General features: G+C 71.1%; 19 protein-coding genes. 12 read left to right on the top strand and 7 right to left on the bottom strand.

All coding sequences use genetic code 11. The features are described from left to right. Positions 1-756: a CBS domain-containing protein gene (locus AAW14_RS18020; RefSeq protein WP_265564886.1), complete on the bottom strand. Its 756-nt coding sequence runs from the start codon at positions 754-756 to the stop codon at positions 1-3. A 36-nt stretch (positions 757-792) separates the two neighbouring features. Beyond that, on the bottom strand, positions 793-1,257 hold the full coding sequence (locus AAW14_RS18015; protein ID WP_265564885.1) for a cyclic nucleotide-binding domain-containing protein: 465 nt from the start codon (positions 1,255-1,257) through the stop codon (positions 793-795). Positions 1,258-1,473: 216 nt separating this feature from the next. On the opposite strand from AAW14_RS18015, the gene AAW14_RS18010 reads away from it, so the two are divergent. Next, positions 1,474-2,379, top strand: coding sequence for a universal stress protein (locus AAW14_RS18010; protein ID WP_265564884.1), 906 nt, complete (start codon positions 1,474-1,476; stop codon positions 2,377-2,379). A 90-nt stretch (positions 2,380-2,469) separates the two neighbouring features. Here AAW14_RS18010 and ppk2 read toward each other — a convergent pair whose 3' ends face one another. Next, entirely contained in the window at positions 2,470-3,273 is an 804-nt protein-coding gene (ppk2, locus tag AAW14_RS18005; protein WP_265564883.1) for a polyphosphate kinase 2, read from the bottom strand. Positions 3,274-3,503: 230 nt separating this feature from the next. On the opposite strand from ppk2, the gene AAW14_RS18000 reads away from it, so the two are divergent. From AAW14_RS18000 to AAW14_RS17985, 4 genes are read left to right on the top strand one after another with little or no spacing between them, the layout of a single operon-like run. Further along, the gene (locus AAW14_RS18000; RefSeq protein WP_265564882.1) at positions 3,504-6,197 is read left to right on the top strand and encodes a bifunctional GNAT family N-acetyltransferase/acetate--CoA ligase family protein; all 2,694 of its coding nucleotides are present in this window, start codon (positions 3,504-3,506) and stop codon (positions 6,195-6,197) included. Between the two features lie 14 nt (positions 6,198-6,211). Beyond that, the gene (locus tag AAW14_RS17995; RefSeq protein ID WP_265564881.1) at positions 6,212-6,943 is read left to right on the top strand and encodes a CBS domain-containing protein; all 732 of its coding nucleotides are present in this window, start codon (positions 6,212-6,214) and stop codon (positions 6,941-6,943) included. 17 nt (positions 6,944-6,960) lie between these two features. Then, positions 6,961-7,683: a CBS domain-containing protein gene (locus tag AAW14_RS17990; protein WP_265564880.1), complete on the top strand. Its 723-nt coding sequence runs from the start codon at positions 6,961-6,963 to the stop codon at positions 7,681-7,683. A gap of 51 nt (positions 7,684-7,734) precedes the next feature. Continuing rightward, a complete protein-coding gene (locus tag AAW14_RS17985) occupies positions 7,735-8,328 on the top strand; it encodes a hypothetical protein (RefSeq protein WP_265564879.1) in 594 nt (197 codons plus the stop codon). Between the two features lie 51 nt (positions 8,329-8,379). Here the strand turns inward: AAW14_RS17985 and AAW14_RS17980 are convergent, their stop codons facing one another. Next, complete coding sequence (locus AAW14_RS17980; RefSeq protein WP_416223330.1) at positions 8,380-8,991, bottom strand: CBS domain-containing protein; 612 nt, start codon at positions 8,989-8,991, stop codon at positions 8,380-8,382. 447 nt (positions 8,992-9,438) lie between these two features. Between AAW14_RS17980 and AAW14_RS17975 the strand changes: the two genes are divergently transcribed. Together AAW14_RS17975 and AAW14_RS17970 are read left to right on the top strand one after the other, a co-directional pair. Further along, positions 9,439-10,326: a universal stress protein gene (locus AAW14_RS17975; RefSeq protein WP_265564877.1), complete on the top strand. Its 888-nt coding sequence runs from the start codon at positions 9,439-9,441 to the stop codon at positions 10,324-10,326. 87 nt (positions 10,327-10,413) lie between these two features. Beyond that, positions 10,414-12,801, top strand: coding sequence for a glycoside hydrolase family 65 protein (locus AAW14_RS17970; protein ID WP_265564876.1), 2,388 nt, complete (start codon positions 10,414-10,416; stop codon positions 12,799-12,801). Between the two features lie 30 nt (positions 12,802-12,831). On the opposite strand, the gene AAW14_RS17965 is transcribed toward AAW14_RS17970, so the two are convergent. After that, the gene (locus AAW14_RS17965; RefSeq protein WP_265564875.1) at positions 12,832-13,596 is read right to left on the bottom strand and encodes a PP2C family protein-serine/threonine phosphatase; all 765 of its coding nucleotides are present in this window, start codon (positions 13,594-13,596) and stop codon (positions 12,832-12,834) included. A 269-nt stretch (positions 13,597-13,865) separates the two neighbouring features. Further along, positions 13,866-14,030, bottom strand: a complete 165-nt coding sequence (locus tag AAW14_RS17960; protein WP_265564874.1) for a hypothetical protein — start codon at positions 14,028-14,030, stop codon at positions 13,866-13,868. A gap of 226 nt (positions 14,031-14,256) precedes the next feature. On the opposite strand from AAW14_RS17960, the gene AAW14_RS17955 reads away from it, so the two are divergent. Genes AAW14_RS17955 through AAW14_RS17935 form a run of 5 tightly spaced genes read left to right on the top strand, consistent with a single transcriptional unit; the run spans position 14,257 to position 17,881 of the window. Then, positions 14,257-15,870, top strand: a complete 1,614-nt coding sequence (locus tag AAW14_RS17955; RefSeq protein ID WP_265564873.1) for a sensor histidine kinase — start codon at positions 14,257-14,259, stop codon at positions 15,868-15,870. 44 nt (positions 15,871-15,914) lie between these two features. Next, a complete protein-coding gene (locus tag AAW14_RS17950; RefSeq protein ID WP_265564872.1) occupies positions 15,915-16,310 on the top strand; it encodes a roadblock/LC7 domain-containing protein in 396 nt (131 codons plus the stop codon). A gap of 3 nt (positions 16,311-16,313) precedes the next feature. Then, positions 16,314-16,706, top strand: coding sequence for a DUF742 domain-containing protein (locus tag AAW14_RS17945; protein WP_265564871.1), 393 nt, complete (start codon positions 16,314-16,316; stop codon positions 16,704-16,706). Beyond that, positions 16,684-17,355: a GTP-binding protein gene (locus tag AAW14_RS17940; protein ID WP_265564870.1), complete on the top strand. Its 672-nt coding sequence runs from the start codon at positions 16,684-16,686 to the stop codon at positions 17,353-17,355. The genes AAW14_RS17945 and AAW14_RS17940 overlap by 23 nt, the downstream gene beginning before the upstream one ends. Then, positions 17,279-17,881: a GAF domain-containing protein gene (locus AAW14_RS17935; RefSeq protein WP_265564972.1), complete on the top strand. Its 603-nt coding sequence runs from the start codon at positions 17,279-17,281 to the stop codon at positions 17,879-17,881. The genes AAW14_RS17940 and AAW14_RS17935 overlap by 77 nt, the downstream gene beginning before the upstream one ends. A 45-nt stretch (positions 17,882-17,926) precedes the next feature. On the opposite strand, the gene AAW14_RS17930 is transcribed toward AAW14_RS17935, so the two are convergent. After that, positions 17,927-18,610, bottom strand: a complete 684-nt coding sequence (locus tag AAW14_RS17930) for a glycerophosphodiester phosphodiesterase (protein ID WP_265564869.1) — start codon at positions 18,608-18,610, stop codon at positions 17,927-17,929. Positions 18,611-18,623: the final 13 nt, after the last annotated feature.

The raw sequence follows: 18,623 nt of genomic DNA, 5'->3' as shown, positions 1-18,623 counted from the left end.
CTAGGGCCGACCGGCCCCACTGCTCCCCGCAGGGGCCGAGGTGGTGTCGCCTCCGGCTGGAGGCTCGGCGGCGGACTGCGGTGCCGCGAGATCGAACCTCACGTCCACCACTCCCTCGACGGCCCGGACCAGACGCGCGGCCACAGGTACCAGGGAGCTGTCCCGGATGTGGCCGCGGAGCGTGACGATCCCGTCCTCGACGTCGATGCACAGGGCCGGCGCAGACGAGGGGGAGAGAGCGGACGAGGGGGAGAGAGCGGCCGAGGGGGAGAGATACGACACCACCTCGCGCCGTACCTCCTCCGCGATGTCCTCGTCGTTTCGCAGGAACACCTTGAGCAGGTCCGAGCGGCTGACGACGCCCTGCAGCATGCCCAGATCGTCGACGACGGGGAGCCGTTTGACCCCCGCGCGCGCCATGATCTTCGCCGCCTGCGCGAGCGTCGCGTCCGGGCGGGTGGTGAGAGCGGGGGAGGTCATCAACTCCTCGGCCGTCACGGCGTGGGCCTTCGCCAGACCGGAGAGGCCGGGCAGCCGGGTGTACGCGTCGGGATCACTGTCACGAAGCTCCTCCTTGGGCAGGAGGTCGGCCTCCGACACGACGCCGACGACGCGGCCTTCACCCTCCAGCACGGGCAGGGCGCTGACCTCCCACTCCTGCATCATCCGCACGATCTCCTTGAAGGTCGCGCGGCGTCCGATGGCGGCGACCGTCTGGGTCATCACATCGCTGACGATGTGCGGGGTGCCGTACATGACGGTTCCTTCGGTGGAGGGGTGGTGACAGTGGTGTCAGCGGAGGCTGCCGCTGCCGTACGGGGCGTACAGGTCGAGCAGCCGCGTGCGGGCCGAGCGCAGGCGGTGGGCGAGGATGCCTCCCACCCACTCGGCGATACCCAGACCGAGCACCGGATCCTCCTGGCACAACGCGCGGACCTCTGCGGCGTCGAACTCGTACGCTCGCACCGGGCTCGTCGCCTCGGCGCCCATGTGCCAGGTGTGCGGGGCGAACAGCCAGGACCAGCCGATGAGCTCGTCGGGACCGAGGGTCTCGATCACGACGGCACGACGGCCGGGCACATGCAGGTCGAGATCGACCGTGCCGCTTCGGATGATCCAGAACCGGTCGGCGCGCCCGCCCTCCTCGAACAGGCGGGTTCCCTGCAGGAAGGAGACCTCGCGGGCTGCGCGCATCAGCCGCTCTCGGTGCCCGCTGGGCAGGGCGCGGCGCATGCGGGTCGTCGGGGGAGCGTTCATCACGGCCTCCGGGCAGCGGGCTGACGGGATGCTTCCAGCGTGTCCCCGCGCTCCGGTCAGGACCATGGGCCACCCGGCCCAAGGGCCGGCCGACCGGCACCATCCCGGCGCCCTTCGGGGCCGGTCGGCTCCCGGCCCGGGACCAGCAGCCCCTGTGTCCAGCACCATCCGGAGACGACGCTGGATACGGATCCCCCGGTCCAGGAGGTGGAGATCATGCTCCGTACCGTCACCGTCGGCCTCGACGGCTCGTCCGAGAGCCGGGCCGCCGCCGAATGGGCGGCCCGTGAGGCGGAACTGCGTGGCCTGCCGTTGAAGGTGGTCCATGTCTGGGAGCCCGTACCGGAACCCATCGCGCAGGCCCCGCTGCTCGGTCCCGAGACGCACCAGCACTGGACCGAGAGGATTCCCCGCGAGTCCGCCGAGGGGCTCCGGCGACGCCACCCCGGGGTCGAGATCACCGTTCAGCAGCGCACCGGCCGGCCGAGCGAGGTGCTGAGGGAGGCGGCTGAGGATTCCGTGCTGCTGGTTCTGGGTTCCCGGGCCCTCAGCGGGATCGGCGGGTTCCTGGTCGGCTCGGTCTCCCTGTCCGTCGTGGCGCACGCCGGGCAGCCGGTCGTCCTGGTCCGTGCACTGGAACAGGCAGCCGACGAGCACGAGATGGACCCCGCGGGCATCCCGTCCGCCGCCGCGCCGTTCCGGCCCGTCGTGCTCGGCCTGGACATCGGGAGCCCGGACGACTCGTTGATCGAGTTCGCCTTCGACACGGCCGCCGGCCGTGCCGCCCCGCTGCGCGTCGTGCACGGCTGGAGCCTGCGGCCGTACTACGCGTACGGGTTCTCCGTCGGCCTCGACGTCCAGAGCGAACAGGCGGGGAAGCGGGCGGGGGCACTGGCCGAGGTGCTGCGCCCGTGGCGGGACAAGTACCCGGCCGTCGAGGTGGTCGAGGAGTCCCGATACGGCAGCGCCGCCGACCTCCTCGTCGACGCCTCCCGCGAGGCCTCGCTGGTCGTCGTCGGCCGACGGACCCGGGACAGCGCGTTCGGTACGCGCATCGGCCCCGTCGCGCACGCCGTCATGCACCACGCGACGGCCCCTGTCGCCGTCGTACCGCACGGCTGATCCGTCGTACCGCACGGCTGATCCGCCGTACCGCAGGGCTGATCCGCCGCGGACACATCGCCGCCCGGCGTGAGCGGGGCGGCGAGCCGGTCAGAGGTTCGCGGCGTGATCGGGCACATAGGTCTGCAGATCGCGCGGCGGGCGTTCGTAGCCGGTGGACCGCGGTCGCTCCGGCAGCTCCAGCACCACAGGCGGCATCTCGTGGTAGGGGACCGAACCCAGCAGATGGGCGATCATGTTGAGCCGGGCACGGCGCTTGTCGTCGCTCTCGACGACGTACCAGGGCGCCTCGGCGATGTCCGTGTGCACCATCATCTCGTCCTTGGCGCGGGAGTACGCCTCCCAGCGGGTGATCGACTCCAGGTCCATGGGCGAGAGCTTCCAGCGCCGTACCGGGTCCGCCAGCCGGTGCCGGAACCGCTCCTGCTGCACGGCGTCGCTCACCGAGAACCAGTACTTGCGCAGCAGGATCCCGTCCTCCACGAGCATCCGTTCGAAGATCGGGCACTGGCGCAGGAAGAGCTGGTGCTCCTCCTTCGTGCAGAAGCCCATCACGTGCTCGACCCCGGCTCGGTTGTACCAGCTGCGGTCGAACAGCACGATCTCCCCCGCCGCCGGCAGATGCTCCACATACCGCTGGAAGTACCACTGGGTGCGCTCACGTTCGGTCGGCTTGGGGAGTGCCGCGATCCGCGCCACCCGTGGGTTGAGGTGCTCGGCGACCCGCTTGATCGTGCCGCCCTTGCCCGCCGCGTCGCGTCCCTCGAAGACGACGACCAGCCTGGCTCCCTCCGCCCGCACCCACTCCTGGAGCTTCACCAACTCCGTCTGCAGGCGCAGCAGTTCCCGCTCGTAGGCCTCGCGCGGCAGCGCCGCCGCCTTTTTGCCGGCCATACCGCCTCCATCCACGCGATGCCCTACGCCGGCCTGCGCCGACGACTTACGGAGTCACTCATTCCCAGCGTCGGCCACCGGGACGCCACCACCGCGCATCCGAGGACGCCGAGCGGGGGGCGCGGCCCGTTTTCAGGGCCGAACGGCCCCCACCTCACCCCGGACAGCCCATGGGATCGCCCCGGGATGCGCTGGATGCTCGAGGTGTCGAGACGCATGGAGGACCCGTGATGACCAACGACATGCTCAGCCGCCCCTTCGTCCACGCCTTGCTCGCGGACGGCACCACCGTGCGCATCCGTCCGGTGGAACCGGACGATCACGAGCGGTTGGAGCGGTTCTACGGGAACATGTCGCCGGAGAACCTCCGACTGCGGTTCTTCGCGGTGAGCCCGAGCTCCGCGGCCATGGCCACCGACCGGGCGTGCGTCCCAGCGCGTCCCGGCCACCGGGCTCTGCTGGCCGAGGCCAAGGGCCAGGTGCTGGGCGTGGCCGAGTACGACACCGGAGGCGGCAAGGACGCGGCCGAGATCTCCCTCGCGGTCGCCGAGGGAGTGCACCACCGCGGCGTCGGCACCCTCCTCGTCGAGCATCTGGTCTCGGCGGCACGCGCGGAGGGGATCACCACGTTCACGGCCGACGCGTTGAGCGAGAACCTCGATGTGCTCCGGCTCTTCGCCGACCTCGGCCTGCACACCGCGCGCCACTTCGAGGGTCCCGAGGTCCGGTGCACCATCGCGCTCGACGAGGACGACACCTACCTCTCGGCGGTGGAGGCACGCGGCCGGGCCGCCGACGTGGCCAGCCTCGAGCCGCTGCTGAAGCCGGACGTGGTCGCCGTCGTCGGCGCGGGACGCAGGCCGGGATCGGTGGGGCGGGCCATCCTGCACCACCTGCACGCGGGAGGCTTCACCCGTCGCGTTTTCGCGGTGAACCCCAGCGCCACGGCGGTCCTGGGCGTGCCCTGCCATCCCTCGGTGAGCGCCCTGCCCAGGACGCCCGACCTCGTGGTCATCGCCGTGCGCGCCGCGGCGGTTCCGGCCGTCGCCGAGGAGTGCGGCAAGGCGGGCGTAAGGGCACTACTCGTCGTCACCGCGGGCCTCGACCGTCTCCAGGCCCAGGCCCTGATGACCGCGTGCCGCGCCTACGGCATGCGGCTCGTCGGGCCCAACTGCCTCGGCATCTCCAACACCGACCCCGGCCTGCGCCTGGACGCCACCTTCGCCGCCGACCACCCGCGCCCCGGTACGGCGGGTGTCGCCGTGCAGTCCGGCGGGGTGGGGATCGCCCTGCTCGAGGGGCTGTCCCGGCTCGGCATAGGTGTCTCGTCGTTCGCGTCCCTCGGTGACAAGTACGACGTCAGCGGCAACGACATGCTCCAGTGGTGGGAGAGCGACGGCCGCACCGACCTGGCCCTGCTGCACCTGGAGTCCTTCGGCAGCCCGCGCGCCTTCTCCCGCACCGCCCGGCGGGTGACCCGCCGCATGCCCGTGCTGACCGTGGACGCCGGCCGCACCGAGGCAGGCCGCCGCGCCGCCGCCTCGCACACTGCGGCGGCCGCCACCCGCACCATGACCCGGCAGGCGCTGTTCACCCAGGCGGGCATCACGGCCACCCGCTCGATCGGCGAACTCCTGGAAACCGCCGCCCTCATGCACTCCCAGCCGCTCCCGGCCGGTACGCGCGTCGCCGTCGTCGCCAACGCGGGTGGTGTCGGGGTCCTGGCCGCCGACGCCTGTGTGGAGGCAGGCCTCGTCCTGCCGCGGCTCACCCCCGAGGTGATCGACGACCTGCTCACCGTGCTGCCCGACGGTGCCGCGGCGGGGAACCCCGTCGACACCACCGCCGCCGTCTCCGAGGACCAGCTCCGGGACTGCCTGGACCGGCTCGTACGGCACCCGGGCATCGACGCCGTACTGGTCGCCCTGGTCCCCACGGCAGTCGCCATGGCGACCGGCGACGACCTGATCCGGGCCCTCACCGGCGGCCCCGCACACCGGGCACGACCGGTCGTCGCCGTACGCCTCGAGCAGGATCTGCCGGTGAAGCTGCTGCCCGCGATCCACGGGGAATCCATTCCTTCGTACGCCGACCCGCAGGCGGCGGCGCGGGCGCTGGCCCACGCGGCCCGTCGCGCCGCCTGGCTCGGCCGGCCCCCGGGCACGGTCCCGGACCTCGACGGAGTCGACACGGGGCGCGCCCACGAGACCGCCGAGGCATATCTTGCCGCCCATCCGGACGGCGGCTGGCTCGAACCGCGCGCCTGCGCCGACCTGCTGGCCTGCTACGGCATCCCGCAGCTCCCCTGGGCCTGGGCCGAGACCGAGAACGACGCCGTCATCGCGGCCGGTCGACTGCGCGGTCCCGACGGCCGGGTCGTCATGAAGGCCCACTGGCCGGGCCTGCTGCACAAGAGCGAGCAGCACGCCGTCCACCTCGACCTCCAGGGCGACGCACAGGTACGCACCGCCTTCCGGGACTTCGAGACGCGGTTCGGCGGTCTCCTGACGGGCGTGGTGCTGCAGCCGCTCGCCGCGCGTGGCACCGAGCTGTTCGCCGGCGTCGTCCAGGACGAGGTCTTCGGCCCCCTCGTGCTCTTCGGACTGGGCGGGACCGCGACCGAGGTGCTCGCCGACCATGCCGCCCGGCTCGCCCCGCTCACCGACCACGACGTGCACGACCTGATCACGGCACCGCGCTGCGCCCCGCTCCTGTTCGGTGCGCACGGTGCCGGGCCCGTCGACCTGGAGCACCTGGAGCAGCTGCTCCTGCGGGTGTCCCGGATGGCCAGCGACCTTCCGCAGCTGGCGGAGGCCGACTTCAACCCCGTCCTTGCGACACCGGGCGGGGTGACCGTGCTCGACGCACGCGTACGCCTGCTGCCGCGCAGGCACCAGGACCCGTATCTGCGCCGACTGCGCTGAGGAGGGAACGGACGATGAAGCACAACAAGGTCGGCTCGGTGATGACCTCGGATGTCATCTGCGCCGAGTACGGCACTCCGTTCAAGGAAGTCGCGCGGCTGCTCGCGGACCGCCGGATCAGCGGACTGCCGGTCGTGGACGACGACGACAAGGTCATCGGAGTCATCTCCGAGACGGATCTGCTCGTCCGGCAGTCGGAGCCGCACGGCCCGGACGAACCCAAGCCCCGCTTCCGGTTCACCGGGCTGACGCCCAGAGCCCGGAGGCAGGCCGTGAAGTCCAGCGCCCTCAGCGCCGGTCAGCTGATGACCGAACCGCCCGTCACCGTGCACGCCGACGAGACCATCGCCGAAGCCGCCCGGACCATGGCACAGCGCCGCGTGGAGCGGCTGCCCGTGCTGGACGAGGAGGACCGGCTCGTCGGCATCGTCACCCGCCGGGACCTCCTCCAGGTCTTCCTGCGGCCCGACGCGGAGATCCGCGCCGAAGTGACCGAGGAAGTGCTGGTGCGCACCCTGCGGCTGATGCCGGGGACCGTCGACGTCTCCGTGGTGGAAGGCGTGGTCACCCTCGCCGGCCGGCTGGAACGCAAGAGCGAGACGGAGATCGCCGTCTCCATGACCAGGCAGATCGACGGCGTGGTCGTGGTGGTCGACCGGCTCACCCACCGGTTCGACGACTCCCGTCTGCCGCCGGACGAGCGGTCACTGCACGGCGTGGCCGGCAACCGGCTTCCCAACCGCTGAGCCCCGCGGAGGACATCATGCACAGCACCCAGCACCTTGTCGGCGACGTCATGACCGGCAGGGTGGTCGCGCTCCGGCGTGACGCCACGTTCAAGGACATCGTCAAGGCCGTCCGGCAGTGGAAGGTCAGCGCGCTTCCCGTCGTGGAGCAGGGGAACAGGGTCGTCGGCGTGGTCTCCGAGGCCGACCTGTTGCGCAAGGAGGAACTGCGGGACGTGGACGTGCATGCCGACCGGCGCACGCGGCTGGAGCGGATGTCCGAGCTCGCCAAGGCCGACGCGGTCACCGCCGAGGAGCTGATGACCGCTCCGGCCGTCACCGTCCGCGTGGACGCGACCCTCGCGCAGGCCGCGCGGATCATGGCCATCGCCAAGGTCAAGCGGCTGCCCGTGGTCGGCGACGAGGACGTGCTGCTGGGCATCGTCAGCCGTTCCGACCTGCTCAAGGTGTTCGAGAGGGACGACGAGGACATCGCGGAGGAGATCCGCCGCGAGATCGTAGACCGCCTCTTCCCGGCTCCACTGGAGCCGGTGCAGGTGGAGGTGCAGGATGGCGTGGTGAAGCTCTCCGGCCGCATTCGGGACACCACGCTGGTCCCGGTCGCCACGCGCCTGGTGCGAGGCGTCGAGGGCGTCGTGGACGTGGACTGCGCGCTCATGGGCCCGCCTCGCCGCCCGGAACTCGACCCCGACCTGGCGGAGACCACGCGACGGCCGTGGGGAGCCGGAACCATTACGTGACGTCCGCGGGTGGCCCGAGGAGGCCGGCAGTCCGCGCAGAAGGTGACGGTCATGGGGACGACACGCAGTACGTCGGCGACGAAGCCGTGGTTCTGGCGGTGGCGCCGCAACCCGCTGCGGCGCCGCAGCGATGGTGTGGAGGCGTGGACCGTCCTCGTCACCTGGCTCCTCGCCCTCCTGGCCGGGGTGTTCGCGGGGCAGGCGGCGGCCGGGGCGGAGTACCAGGGACTCGCCGCGCTCCGCGCCCATTCGTACGCGGCGCACGCGGTGCTGACCGAGGACCCGGCGAAGACCCCGCAGGCGAGGCCCGCCTACCGGGAAGGCATCGCCTGGGCGAACGTGCGCTGGACCACCGCTGACGGTGTGACGCACACGGGGTCGGCCAGGGTCTCCCCCGGCGCGCGGGCGGGAACATCGGTGGTCGTCTGGACGGATCGCGCGGGACGGCTGGTCTCCAAGCCGGCCGGCGAGGCTCAGGCACGGCTGCAGGCGTCGCTCGTCGGCGCGTTGGCCGGGACCGGCGCCGCAGCCGGGGTTCTGGTCGTCGGCCGGCTGGTACGCGTACGGCTCGACCGGCGGCGCATGGGGGAGTGGGACCGGGAGTGGGAGCAGGTCGGCCCTCGGTGGCGGCGGACGATCGGCTGACCGGCCCGGCGGGTCCCGGGCATCGACCAGTCCGGGGGACAGCCTTGAGGCCTACTCCCCGCAGAGGTGGCAGTCGACGTCCACCACGCCCTCGATGCCCTGCACCAGGCGGACGGTCAGGGGGATCCGATCGGTGTCCTGAACCTTGCCGGTCAGGGTGACGACGCCCTCGGCGACCATGATGTGGATCGGTTCCACCGGGGTGGGGAAGAGCACGTCGACGATGTCGCGCCGGATCTCGTCCGCGATCTCGTTGTCCGGGCGCAGGAACACCTTGAGCAGATCGGCGCGGCTGATGATGCCTTCGAGTATGCCCTCGTCGTTGACGACCGGAAGCCGCTTGATCCTGCGCTGGGCCATGATGCGTGCAGCCTGGGCGAGGGTGCTGCCGGGGTGGACGGTGACGGCCGGTGAGGTCATCAGTTCCTCGGCGGTGAGCGCGCCCGCCTTGGCCAGGTCGGGCAGGCGATGGAGCTGTGTGAAGCGGTCGGGATCGCTGTCGCGGAACTCCTCCTTGGGCAGCAGATCCGCTTCGGAGACAACGCCGATCACGCGGCCCTCGCCCTCCAGCACGGGCAGGGCGCTGACCTTCCACTGTTCCATGAGCCGGGCGATGTCCTTGAAGGGGGCGTCACGGCCGACGGCGACGACGGCCCGTGTCATCACGTCGCTCACGACGTACGGGGTGCTGGGCACGGTCTCCTCCTCGGGATGCCAGATGCGGCCGACAGGCGGTGAGGGGTCCTGTTTCCGGAGCGGCGGGGTTCCTGTTTCGAGGGGACGGGGGTTCCTGTGTCCAGAGTGGACGCGGGGCCGCTCGAGTACCACGGGTCGCCCGGTCCTGACAGGGGGTCGTTCGGCCCTTCCACGGGCTCTCGACACCGGTGAGGCGGGACGAGGCAGGACGAGGCATGACGAGGCATGACGAGGCATGACGAGGCATGACGAGGCATGACGAGGACGTCGTGCACACCGCCGGCATGGGCCGAACGTCCCCCCGATGTGAGCCCGGTCGCCCCTGCCGCCGTCGGGCCGGGGATGTGAGGGTGGTGGTAGCCCGCCGCCGCAGGACCTGGCAGGCCGGTGAAAGGCGGTAAGGAGGTGGGAAGGATGACGGAGCTGACGGAGCTGCCCCTGGTCGTGGGCGTCGACGGATCGGACTCGAGCCTCGCTGCGGTCGACTGGGCGACGGACGAAGCCGCCCGGCACGGTCTTCCCCTCCGGCTGGTGTACGCCTCCCTGTGGGAACGGTACGAGGGCGCCACAGCGTCGAGCGGCCTCTACCGCCCGGCCGAGAAAGTGATGGCGGAGAACGTCGTCGGATCGGCGACCGAGCGCGCACGGCGGCGGAACCCGGAGGTGAAGGTGACCGGCGATGTGCTGCCCGAGGACGCGGTGTCGGCTCTGCTGCGCGAGGGCAACAACGCCTCCGCCCTGTTGACCGGGTCCCGGGGCCGCGGCGAGATCAAGGGGCTGCTCCTCGGCTCGGTGGGCCTGGCCGTGGCCGCTCGGGCCCACTGCCCGGTGATCGTGGTCCGGGGTGACAAGGCCGGACTGGCCGGGACGCACGATCGGATCCTGCTCGGCGCCGGGGAGCCCGACACGAGTGGCGAGGCCGTGCGGTTCGCCTTCCGCGAGGCCGAGGCGCGCGGGTGCGTCCTGGACGTCGTACGGGCCTGGCGCCGTCCCGCCCACGAGACCACCGGCCATCGCCTGTCGGCGGGGGAATCGGCACGCAATCACGAGCAGCAGGCGTCCGATCTGCTCGACGCCCTGCTCGGGGCCGTGATGGCGGACCACCCCGGGGTGCGGGTGCGCTCCGCCACGGCCGAAGGACCTGCCCATGCGGTGCTGCTGAAGCGTTCGGCCGCCGCGGATCTCGTCGTCACAGGAGCGCGACGACGGCAGGGTCACTTCGGCTCCCGGCTCGGCCGGGTGAGTCACACGCTGCTGCACCACGCCGATTGCCCGGTCGCGGTCGTGCCTCAGCGGATGTGACCGCTTCAGCGGCGAAACTGGTGCAGGACGGTGCCTGCCTGCACCGTCGTACGTGACCTCGCGGACGCTCGTGGGAGGAACGTCGCAGTGGCAGGCTGGACCTGGCAGTACGAGGGCTACGACCCCGCGGGCGAACGCCTGAGGGAGTCCCTGTGCACGCTGGGCAACGGCTACTTCGCCACCCGGGGGGCGCTCCCCGAGTGCACCGCGGACGGCGTGCACTACCCGGGCACCTATGTGGCCGGCTGCTACGACCGGCTCACCTCACAGGTGGCGGGACGCCAGGTCGAGAACGAGGACATGGTCAACCTGCCGAACTGGCTTCCGCTGCGCTTCCGCCTCGCCGGTCGGCCTTGGCTCACCCCGGACACGGGAACCGTCCTCGACCACCATCAGGTCCTCCACCTCTCCTCGGGGGTGCTGGAACGCCGGACGCGGTACGGGCTCGGCGACGGCCGTGCGCTGTCCGTACGGCAGCAGCGCCTCGCGCACATGGCCGACCCCCATCTCGCCGCCCTGCGCACCGAGTTCACGGCCGAGGGCTTCGCCGGACAGCTGGAGGTCGAGGCCGCGCTCGACGGCGGGGTCACCAACGCGGGTGTGGCGCGCTACCGAGACCTGGACGGCCGTCATCTGGTCCATACGCACACCGGTACGGCCGCCCCCGACACGGTGTGGCTGCGCTGCCGGACCCATACCTCCGACATCCGGGTCGGCCTGGCGGCCCGTCTGACCGTCGGCGCGCGGATCTCCACCCTGCACGTCCACCCCCGAGCCGTCCAGCGGGTGCGCCTCGACCTGACGCCCGGACGGACGGTCACCGTCGACAAGACCATCGCCCTGCACACCTCCCGTGACCCGGCCATCAGCGACCCGTTGCGCGCCGCGGTCGACCGGGTGGGCGCGGCACCCGGCTTCGACGAACTGCTCGCGACCCATCTCACGGCCTGGGGCCAGCTGTGGCGGCGGGCCCGGCTCGACGTCTCCGGCAAGGCCGGGGAAGTCCTGCGGCTGCACCTCTTCCACGTACTGCAGACCCTCTCGCCGCACACCGCCGACCTCGACGTGGGCGTGCCCGCCCGCGGCCTGCACGGGGAGGCGTACCGCGGCCATGTCTTCTGGGACGAGCTGTTCGTGCTGCCGTACCTCAATCTGCACTTCCCCGAGGTGTCCCGCGCCCTGCTGCACTACCGCCACCGGCGCCTCGACCGTGCCCGCGCCGCGGCGCGGGCCATCGGCCGGAGAGGAGCGCTGTACCCCTGGCAGAGCGGAAGCGACGGGCGCGAGGAGACCCAGGAGCTGCACCTCAACCCGCGTTCCGGGCGATGGCTGCCCGATCACTCCCGTCTCCAGCGGCACGTCGGCTCGGCCGTCGCGTACAACGTGTGGCAGTACTGCGAGGCCAGCGGCGACGCCGAGTTCCTGCACACCAAGGGCGCCGAGATGCTGTTGCAGATCGCCCGCTTCTGGGCGGACTCGGCGATCTACGACGAGCGCATCGGGCGGCACCGCATCCGGGGTGTGGTCGGCCCCGACGAGTACCACGACGCCTACCCCGGCGCGCCGGAGCCCGGCCTCGACGACAACGCCTACACCAATGTCACCGCCGCATGGGTGCTCACCCGCACCCTGGAGGTGCTGGACGCCCTGCCCGAACCCCGTCGGCGTGAACTCGTCGAGCGCACCGGCCTTGAGAGCGCCGAACTGGAACAGTGGGAGGACGTCTCCCGCACGCTCCACGTCCCTTTCCACGACGAGGTCATCAGCCAGTTCGACGGCTACGGCGACCTGGTGGGGCTCGACTGGGACGGCTACCGCAGGCGCTACGGCGACATCCGGCGCCTCGACCGGATCCTGGAGGCGGAGGGGGACACGGTCAACCGTTACCAGGCGTCCAAGCAGGCCGACGTCCTGATGCTCGGTTACCTCTTCTCGCCGTCCGAACTCCAGCGCGTCTTCGGCAGGTTGGGCCTGCGACTGGACGAGGACACCTGGCGGCGGACCGTGGACTACTACCTGTCCCGCACCAGCCACGGGTCCACCCTCAGCGGCCTGGTCCACGGCTGGGTCCTGGCCCGGGCCCGGCGCGCCGAGGCGTGGGAGTTCTGCCAGGAAGCCCTGCGGGGCGACATCGCCGATGTGCAGGGCGGCACCACGGGCGAGGGCATCCACCTCGGCGCCATGGGGGGCACCCTCGACCTCGTCCAGCGCGGACTGACCGGACTCGAGACCCGTGAGGGAGCGCTGTGGCTGGACCCCGTGCCGCTGCCGGAGCTGTCCTCGTACGGGTTCTCCATCCGCTACCAGGGCCACTGGGGCGTGAGGTTGCGGCTGGAGCGCGGCCGTCTGGCGATCGAGGTGCCCTCCTCGGATCGTTCCCCCATCGAGCTCCGGCTGCCGGACCGTGCGGTCCGCATCGAGCCGGGAGAGACGTCCCGGCTGGTGCTTGCCGAATCCGACGCGAAGCCCGCCTAAGGGCAATCCCGTAAAGCAACGGCATTGCCCTCAGGCCTCGGCGACGCGTACGAGGGCCAGAGTGATGTTGTCGGGCCCGCCCTCGGCGATGGCGGCCTTCCACAGCTCGAAGGCGGCCCGGCCGTCGTCGTGCTCCCGCAGCACGGCGGCGACGGCGTCCTCCGGCACGGGATCGGTCAGGCCGTCGGTGCAGACGAGGTAGCGGTCACCGGGCGACAGCGGCTGGGTGGTCACATGAGGTACGACGGCGCGGTACCCCGGGGTGCCGCCGAGGGACTGCGTCACCAGCGAGGTGGTGCGCTGCCCCGGTTGCAGCGGCGGGCTGTCGTCCGTGCTCAGCAGCCGGGGCCCCTCGCGCGGCGCGGCGAGGACCCGGCTGTCGCCCACGTTGAACACCAGCAGCGAGTCGGACAGTACGACGACCCCGGCGAGCGTGGTTCCCATCGTCATGAGCTCGCTGAGCTCGTCACCGTCGTCGCCCTTGGCCTCGGCGGCGGCGTAGACGGCCCGGTTGCAGGACTCGACGGCCTCCCGGACGGTGTCCTCACTGTTCAGCGCTGGCCCGATGGACGCGAGTCGCCGGACGACGAGCGCACTGGCCTCCTCGCCGCCGGGATGCCCGCCGAGCCCGTCGGCCACCGCGACGACAAGCGGCGTACCCATCGGGAACACCAGAGTCTGCGGATTCTCGGTGACGGTCGCGCACAGCGTCCACGGCCCCGCGACCAGGCTGTCCTCGTTCTTGTCCCGCAACAGCCCGGGATGGCTCAGCGCGCTCACAGCGACGTACGACACCCAAGGCCACCGCCCTCCGGCCGATCGGCCCGGACCCGGGCCGGGCCACCTTTCCGAGTCTAGGCGGTGTCCGGCAATTCGCGTCGGGCGGAACAGCCGGACACGGCAGGGAGCCGGTCCCCTCGGCCGGGCCCGGCTCCCTGCCTGCCAGGCGATCACGGGCGATCACGGGCGCGGGCGATCACGGGCACAGGCGATCCGGGATCACGGGATCGCGGGATCACGGGATACGGGCGATCGCCGCGTTCGGATCAACGGTCTGGATGGGGCTAGATGTCGTCGCTCCGCTCGCCCTCCGCCTGGGACGGTTCGGTCCTGGGGACGTCCGGGTGCTGCTCCATCGCCGTGCGCTCGCTCACCTCGTCGCGTTCGCCCTCGGCCTGGGACGGCGTGTGCGAGTACCACATGTCGTAATCCGAGGCTCCGGATTTCATGACGGGCCTCCTTCGTCGTTCACCTCCATGCTCCACCTGGACGGTTGGCATGGCGAGACGAGTCCTCGATGCGACGGGCGGTTGCGCCAGGGGTAGCGCAGTCTGGTAAATCATTACCCACTAGGTAACCGGTCGTGACGCGGAGTGCAGTTACCTGTAACGTGCATCGCACACTTTTGGCCTGCTGGCTGATTTGCGACCAGGGACTGTGATGCAGGAATCGTCGATGCTGCCCGCACCTGCCGCCGAGGAGACGAGGGCAATGGACCCCCAGGTGTGGCATGTTCCGGACATCCATGCGGCCGGGCATGGCAAGGAGGTCGAGCGGCACCTGGTGCTTCTCGCGGTGCTGCCTGCCGGGCTGGTCGCGGCCGCGGGAGCCGGAGCCGCCGCTCTCCTGTTCACCACGGGCGCGAGCCACCCCGACCCGGGTGTCCTGCGGGGTCTGCTCATCGGCACCCTGCTGGTCGTCTGCGGGATCCTCGCGGGCGCAGGGCTCTTCGCCGTCGCGAAGGCGCGGGCACTGGCGCGCCGTTATGCCGAGGTGAGCAGCTTCGCGGCCCGGGGCCAGGCCGAACTGGCGCGGCTGTGGCTGGAGTTGGAGCGCAGCCAGGAGATGGCGGAGCGCCTGCGGCATCAGGACAGCCCGTTGCCGGACCAGGCGGAGGAGACGCTGGAACGGCTCGGGGACGAGATCGCGTCCGCCCGGCGCACCGTCGAGGCGACCGCCCAGGAGCCGGCGGCACAGCCGCACGGCGGCGAGCACTTCGAGGTCTTCGCCAACATGGCCCGCAGACTCGAGTCCCTGGTGCACCGCGAGATCGGGCTGCTGGACGACCTGGAGAACGAGGTCGAGAACCCGGACCTGCTCAAGGGCCTGTTCCGGGTGGACCATCTGGCCACCCGTATCCGGCGATACGCCGAGAACCTGGCCGTGCTCGGTGGCGCCGTCTCCCACCGGCTGTGGACCCAGCCGGTCAGCATGAGCGATGTGATGCGGTCCGCGGCCGCCGAGATCGAGCAGTATGCGCGGGTCAAGCTGGTCCCCCCGGTGGAGGGGACGGTGAATGGGCACGCGGTTGTCGACGTGGTCCACCTGCTGGCCGAACTGGTCGAGAACGCCACGGTGTTCTCGCCTCCCCACACCCAGGTGCTGCTGCGTGCCGAACACGTCACCGCCGGGCTGGCGATCGAGGTCGAGGACCGCGGCCTGGGCATGAACTCCGCCCAGCGGAACCAGATGAACTCCCTGCTCACCTCGCCCGACAGGGTCACCCTGGGCGAGCTGCTCAAGGACGGCCGGATCGGCCTCTACGTGGTCTCCGCGCTGGCGCGGCGGCACGGCATCGCCGTACGGCTGCAGAACAACGTCTACGGCGGCACACAGGCGGTCGTCGTACTGCCGCACGAACTGCTCGGCAAACAGCAGGAGGTGACGGAACCGCAGCAACAGCCGTCGGACGTCGCCCCCCCAGCCCCCCGGGCCGCGGCGGAGCAGTCACCGGCGCGGGAGATCCCCGTTGCCCGGACCGCGGCACCCGCACCGGTGGCCGAGCACCTCCCGGCTCCCGATGCGGCCCCCTCGGCGGAGGACGGCCGCCCGTCGCTGCCCAAGCGCCGCCGTCAGGAACATCTCGCCCCCGAGTTGCGAGAGGCCTCCCCCACGGACGTGACGGCTGAGGAAGCCGACCACGACCCGGGCCTCATGGCCGCCTTCCGGACCGGCGTCCGCCGGGCCGAGGAGTCCGGCATAGCCGAAGACCCCATGGAGGGCGCATCCACGGAAACCGACACCACCACGTCGGTCCGCGGGCACACCCGACCGGACCCGGCCCCGTAGCAGTTACACGTCATTCAGACATCATTGAGGAGAAGTACGCGATCGTGGTGAGCGAAGACCTTTCCTGGCTGTTGAACGGCCTTGTGCAGCGTGTACCGCACACGCGCAGCGCCCTGCTGTTGTCCGCGGACGGTCTGGTGATGGCCGCCGACGGGCTGGACACGGACGCGGCGGATCACCTCGCTGCCCTGTCCAGCGGGCTCTACTCGCTGGCCCGCAGTGCCGGCAAGCGGTTCGACGACGGCGGTGATGTGCAGCAGATCGTGACCGAACTCAGCAACTCGCTGCTCTTCGTCTCCGCGGCCGGGCGGGGTGCCCTCCTGGCGGTGCTCGCCGGGCGCGACGCGGATGTGGCAGTGCTCGGCTACGAGATGACCATGATGGTCAAGAGCGTCCGCACCCACCTGGGGGCCTCGCCACGTCAGTCGGTGGGGCCCTGAGCGATGCCGGACGACCCGGGTGATCCGGACAGGCCGCTGCTCGACGACGCCGTCGGACGGATGGTCCGGCCGTACACCGTTAGCGAAGGGCGCACCAGACCCACATGCCACTTCGACCTGATGACCATGGTCGTGGCCACCGGCGCCACACCCCGGAGCAACCTCGGGCTGGATCACACCCATGTGCTGGAGCTGTGCCGGAGGCCGGTCACGGTGGCCGAGATCGCCGGGCTCACACGGATGCCCGCCACGGTGATCAAGGTGTTGCTGTCCGACCTGGTCGAGCGAGGAGCGGTCGTCACACGGCCCTTCGACCCGGCAAACAAGGGGTCAAGTCCTGCCCCCGATCTGGATCTATTGGAGGCTTTGCGGGATGGGCTCCTCAAGCGACTCTGAGGCACCCGGCGCCGACTCCCTTCCGATGGGGATCAAGGTTCTGGTCGCCGGCGGTTTCGGGGTGGGCAAGACCACCTTTGTGGGAGCGGTCAGCGAGATCGAGCCGCTGAGCACGGAAGAGGTGCTGACCGAGGTCAGTGCTGCCACGGACCGGCTGGACGGGGTGGAGAACAAGATCACCACCACGGTGGCCATGGACTTCGGCCGGATCACCATCAGTCCCCATCATGTGCTCTATCTGTTCGGCACACCGGGCCAGGAACGGTTCTGGTTCATGTGGGACGAACTGTCGGCCGGCGCACTGGGTGCCGTCGTACTCGCCGACACCCGCCGGCTGGATCACAGTTTCGCGGCGGTCGACTTCTTCGAAGCACGCGGCATCAACTTCGTCGTCGCGGTCAACGAGTTCGACGGGGCGCACCACTACGAGCCGGAGGAGGTGCGGGCGGCGCTGGACCTCAAACCCCAGGTGCCGGTGGTCCTCTGTGACGCACGCCTGTCCAACTCGGGCATTCGGGTTCTACTTTCACTCGTGCAGCATCTGATCACTTCAAGGAGTTCCCATGGCAGCGATGGTGTCCAAGACTCCCTTCGGGGGAGAGCCGGGGATCGCCGTGCGTCATCTGCTTCTCCCTCCCCAGGACCCTGAGGCACAGGCCCGGGCGCGCCGGCTCCGGGAACTGGGGATCGAGGCCCAGCCGGTACCGGAGTTCGACGACTTCGCACGGGAACTGGCGCAGCGCACCGGCGGTTGCTACGCGGGGGTCAACTTCTTCGTCGACGAGAACCGGCAGTACTTCGCGGGCCTGTACAGCGCGGCCTCGGACACGACCGTGGAACTGGAGTCCCCGCTGCTCGAGGACCCCGTGCCGGGCCGGGTGATGCCTCGTGACCTCGACATCGGCTTCTGCCCGCACGTGGTCAGGCGGCGCAAGGCCCTGGTGCTGGACGATGTCCGCGACTTCCCGCGCTTCGCCGGAAATCACGTCGTTGACGCCATCGGTATCCACTCCTACCTGGGAGCCCCGCTGATCGACCACACGGGCATGGTGCTGGGGACTATCTGTGTGGTGGACCAGGATCCGCACCCCTGGGGTCACCAAGGACTCGAGACCATCAAAAGGATGGCCGCCGAACTGGTGGAGCGCATCGAACGGCCGCAGCAGGGCCGGTGACCGGGTCCGCCCGTGTCACCGTCCGGCCGGACGGCCCCGTCCGTCTCAGTGCCCCCGCATCGCCCGTAGCGCCTCGATGCGGTTCGTGGTGATCGAGTCCACTCCCAGGACGAGGAGGCGCCGCATGGAGCGGCGCGTGTCGGGGGTCCACACCGACAGCAGATGACCGCCCCGGTGCACCCGGGCCGCGAGATCCCCGTCGACCAGCCCGAAGCGGTAGTTGAGCCAGCGCGGGCGTACCGCGTCGAGCAGCGCGGGCCGTGGCGGGGCGAGGGTCGTCCAGGTCAGGGCGATCTCCGCCGCGGGGGCTGCCGCCCGGACCGCCAGCATGGTCTGTGCCCCCGCGCAGTAGTACACCCGCTCCTCGGCCCCGCACTCCCGCACGACGTCCACGATCCGGCGCACGGCCCGGGCCGAGGGACCGCCCGGCAGGTCGACCATCACCCGGGTGCCGTCGGTCGCCGCCAGCGCCTCCGCGAGCGTCGGCACCCCGCCCGCCGTCAGCCCCCGTACCTCGGCCGCGGAGAGCGAGGCGAGCGGCCGGTCCTGCTCCCACAGCCGCTTCAGCGTCCCGTCGTGCAGCAGTACGGGAACGCCGTCCCGGGTGAGCCGTACGTCGATCTCGACCGCGTCCGCGCCCAGTTCGAGCGCGGAACGCAGTGAGTCGATCGTGTTCTCGCGGTGGCGGTAGGGGTCGCCGCGATGGGCCACGGCAGTCACGGTGCGCATGGGCCCATTGTGG

The sequence above is a fragment of the Streptomyces hygroscopicus genome, from assembly GCF_026168105.1.
Taxonomy (GTDB): domain Bacteria; phylum Actinomycetota; class Actinomycetes; order Streptomycetales; family Streptomycetaceae; genus Streptomyces; species Streptomyces hygroscopicus_D.
Note: the sequence above shows the minus strand (reverse complement) of the source record. Positions and strands in the feature narration are given on the sequence as shown.